The sequence below is a fragment of the Acinetobacter sp. CFCC 10889 genome (assembly GCF_003268395.1).
GTDB lineage: Bacteria > Pseudomonadota > Gammaproteobacteria > Pseudomonadales > Moraxellaceae > Acinetobacter.
The window spans coordinates 1-2,311 of sequence record NZ_LQXQ01000139.1 but is presented as its reverse complement, the minus strand read 5'-3'; the positions used below and the strand labels follow the sequence as shown (position 1 = coordinate 2,311).

Sequence of the window (2,311 nt, the reverse complement as noted above, 5' to 3'; positions counted from 1 at the left end):
AATGATTGGAATGGATATGGATGAACAGGGTTTAATCCAACAGTTTGACCAATGTTTACTGACGGATGTGGAAATGGCTGGAGGACCTGAGCAGTGGAAGCTTATGGTTAATCCATTTCCTGAGTGGGAGAACTTAGAGCAATCTTCAGATAATTGATTTGAAAAAAGTAACAGACTTTTTTGCTTAAAAAGTGAGCAGAAGAGTCTGTTATTCCAAATGTGAAATATTTTTAGGGAGTTAACATTTCTAGTCCGAGTCCATGTCATTCATACAATATAAGCCGTATAGGGTCTGCATGATTTGTAATATTCTCATATCACTAAATTGATAAAATATTTGTTTGCCTTCGCGGCGTGTCGATACCATTTTACTTTTTCTGAGTATCGTTAGTTGTTGTGACAATGTTGGTTGGTATACCTGAGCGGTTTTTTCAATTTGTTGAACATTCAGCTCACCATCAATTAAGACACATAAAATTTTAAGACGATCAGGATTCGATAAGACTTTTAGACAATCAGTGACAAGGTCGACTTTTGAAAGATCTATTTTCATTTTTAATTCATTGGTTTTCATAAGCGTATCCTAAAAATCATCTTATTATACAAAAAAATAAAGTAATACTTGTATATTATTTAATTATATAATATTAATAAGTATATTGTTTGCGTGATTTGAATTGTATGTCTGACTATTTGATTTCCTTTATGGGTGGATTATTGCTAGGTGCAGCTGTAGTTGGCTACCTATATGTACATGGTCGTATTGCTGGAATTAGTGGATTAGTTGCACAAACTCTAAACTCTCAAACGATATTTAAGACGCCTGCTATTTGGTTCTTATTGGGCTTAACTACTGCGCCATTTGTATATGGACTATGGATAAAGCCTGAAATTGAATTGAATGCCAGTCCGTTGATGATGATCATTGCTGGACTATTGGTGGGTTTTGGGACACGCCTAGGTTCAGGCTGTACCAGTGGTCATGGCATTTGTGGAATCAGCCGCTTATCTAAACGTTCGATCCTAGCCACCATGATTTTTATGTTCGCTGGATTTGTTACGGTTTACATGATTCGCCATGTCACAGGAGCTTTCTAAATGAAGAATTTTCTGGCTTTCATTTTCGGCGGTTTATTTTCTGTAGGTTTGATGTTTTCAGGGATGTCCAATCCAGAAAAAGTTCTAAACTTCTTAGATTTGTTCGGTGATTGGGATGCGAGTCTAGCTTTCGTAATGATTGGAGCGATTATGGTTGCAATTATTCCTTTTCAAAAAGCAGTACGAAGTAAAGCACCCAAAACCGTATTTAATGAACCAATTGAATTACCAAGTAATCATAAAATTGATTTTAAATTGATCTCGGGCAGCCTTTTATTTGGTATTGGTTGGGGGATTGCTGGGATATGTCCTGCACCCAGTTTTACCTTGATTGGTCTTGGGCATTATCAGGTTCTGTATTTTATTGTCTCGATGTTTGTAGGCGTCTTGCTTCACCGTAAGTGGACAGGAGCTTAATAATGTCAAATTCCCCTGTTGTAAAAGATTTTTTTCATGAAGATACGAACACTTTCAGTTACGTGGTGAGTGATCCAGCTACCAATTCATGTGCAATTATTGACAGTGTGCTGGACTATGATGCTGCATCAGCCACAACTTTTACCACACATGCCGATCAGATCATTACCTATGTCAAAGCGCAGGGTTTAACAGTCGGGTGGATTTTAGAAACCCATGTTCATGCCGATCATTTAACTGCTGCACAATATCTCAAAACCCAATTAGGCGGAAAAATCGCCATGAGTCAGAGAATTGCTGCGGTACAAGAGACCTTTGCTGCGATTTATCATTTGGATATCAAACAGTGGAATACCCAACAATTATTTGATTATTTGTTTGATGATCATGAGCAATTTCTAATTGGTTCAATCGAAGCATATAACATCCCTACTCCTGGACATACGCCAGCCTGCTTGAGTTATGTCATCGGTGATGCCGTGTTTGTGGGTGATACCTTGTTTATGCCGGATTACGGTACGGCACGCTGTGATTTCCCAAGGGGAAGCGCATCAATTCTTTTTGATTCAGTACAAAGCTTATATCAATTGCCTGAGAAAACACGTGTATTTCTCTGCCATGATTATTTGCCAGAAAAGCGTGATACCTATATGTGTGAAACGGATATTCAGACTCAAAAAATCAGAATATCCATATTCACGATGGCACGACCAAAGATGATTTTGTCGAAATGCGAAATAAGCGTGATGCAGGTTTAAGTATGCCCAAACTGATTCTGCCTTCGATACAGATCAAC

3 protein-coding genes and 1 pseudogene are annotated in these 2,311 nt (G+C 38.0%); 3 read left to right on the top strand and 1 reads right to left on the bottom strand.

What is annotated here, in order from left to right:
- Positions 1-247: 247 nt before the first annotated feature.
- Positions 248-574 (bottom strand): ArsR/SmtB family transcription factor, encoded by a 327-nt coding sequence (locus AVJ19_RS20965; protein ID WP_111861125.1) that lies wholly within the window; start codon positions 572-574, stop codon positions 248-250.
- 107 nt (positions 575-681) lie between these two features.
- Here AVJ19_RS20965 and AVJ19_RS20960 point away from each other — a divergent pair, with 107 nt between their 5' ends.
- From AVJ19_RS20960 to AVJ19_RS20950, 3 genes and pseudogenes are all read left to right on the top strand, one after another.
- Positions 682-1,098: a YeeE/YedE family protein gene (locus AVJ19_RS20960; RefSeq protein WP_111861415.1), complete on the top strand. Its 417-nt coding sequence runs from the start codon at positions 682-684 to the stop codon at positions 1,096-1,098.
- A complete protein-coding gene (locus tag AVJ19_RS20955; protein ID WP_111861414.1) occupies positions 1,099-1,515 on the top strand; it encodes a DUF6691 family protein in 417 nt (138 codons plus the stop codon).
- Between the two features lie 2 nt (positions 1,516-1,517).
- A pseudogene (locus AVJ19_RS20950) lies at positions 1,518-2,311 on the top strand (MBL fold metallo-hydrolase); the annotation flags it as partial.